1 protein-coding gene is annotated in these 1,248 nt (G+C 32.6%); it reads left to right on the top strand.

Annotation, left to right across the window (positions count from 1 at the left end; all coding sequences use genetic code 11):
• The first annotated feature begins 755 nt into the window (after positions 1-755).
• Positions 756-1,148 (top strand): hypothetical protein, encoded by a 393-nt coding sequence (locus tag DMP16_RS09955; protein ID WP_069283761.1) that lies wholly within the window; start codon positions 756-758, stop codon positions 1,146-1,148.
• The last annotated feature ends 100 nt before the right edge of the window (positions 1,149-1,248 follow it).

The following is a 1,248-nucleotide window of genomic DNA, read 5'->3' as shown; positions in this document are numbered from 1 at the left end:
ACTCATCAAAAAATAGTAAAGAAAAAGTTCTATATAAACATTACTCATAATAAACAATAAGTAGATCGTTTACGATAAGGAGGATATATGAGAGAAGAGACTAAGGACGTCCTCTAAGTATCAAGTCTACGCTAGAATTTGCAGATATTTTGTCGAAAATCTTGATGCATATTTGCCAACTTCTCGCTTAGTATGCTCTCTCATTAATCCGTGGTTACAAAGTGATGAAAGCCTCACCCTTAGGGAAGGGGTAAAAGTTTTTTCAGTCAAAAACATTTCAGTACGTAGATGGGAGGGGTTCTCTGCACCTCTCGACACATGAGAGATGTAAACACGAAAGGATGGTAAAAACCAATGATACGCTCTAAGGGGAGGAAGTCAGATCTGAAAGACAGAAGAGATGGTTAAGAAGTCGCAGTTTAATATAGAGAAAATAGTACTATACAGCGTTATCTATATCCTATAAGGAGCTTTAATCCTCTATAAGTACAGAGGCTAAAATTCTTTATTAGTTCTCTTGGTATCACAATTTGTATAATTACAAATATTTACAAAGTCTGTTAGGCTATTCTTGGACCATTCGTAATACCTCTATCAATCAATTCCGCTTATCAAAAGCATATAATGAACACCATCGTTTAAATTTCTATATAAGTTTTTTCCTAAATATTAAGTATTAATAGCTAAATTTGAAGATACTAAGCATATTCTATTTACATATTAATTTATATATACATCCCGGGATAATCTTCTATATGGAAAAAGGAATAAGTGAATCTCTGGTTATGATTATACTGTTGGTAGTATCTGTCGTAATGGTAATCGGGGTAGTATCAATAGCTTTTAACTTTCTTAGCTTTTACCCTAGCGGAGAAGTTAGGCAAGTGGGCACAGCGTATGCTTATACTAATGGCACTATACAAGTAACTCTAAGAAACACCTTTCAGGATGCTAAAATTATACAAGTGGTATATAATGGAACTGTTTATGAACTTCAAAAAAGCATCAGCCTATCTCAAGGTATTAATACGTATGAAATCAATACTAATTTCAGATTCTCCTCCCAGCCTGTCTCAGTAGAAATTATAATAGAGGTTAATAATGGACAGAGCACAGTTTACTTACCAGTATCCGCTCAATTAGTGTAAGTTTGAAGACTTATATCAATTTCATAATTAGCATAAAAAGTTATTATAACTTATTATATTACATTAAACCATAATTAAAATAATATTCCCCCTTGATATA

Origin of the sequence: Sulfolobus sp. B1 (assembly GCF_007050195.1) — an archaeon.
Taxonomy (GTDB): domain Archaea; phylum Thermoproteota; class Thermoprotei_A; order Sulfolobales; family Sulfolobaceae; genus Saccharolobus.
This window is presented reverse-complemented; position numbering and strand designations above follow the sequence as displayed.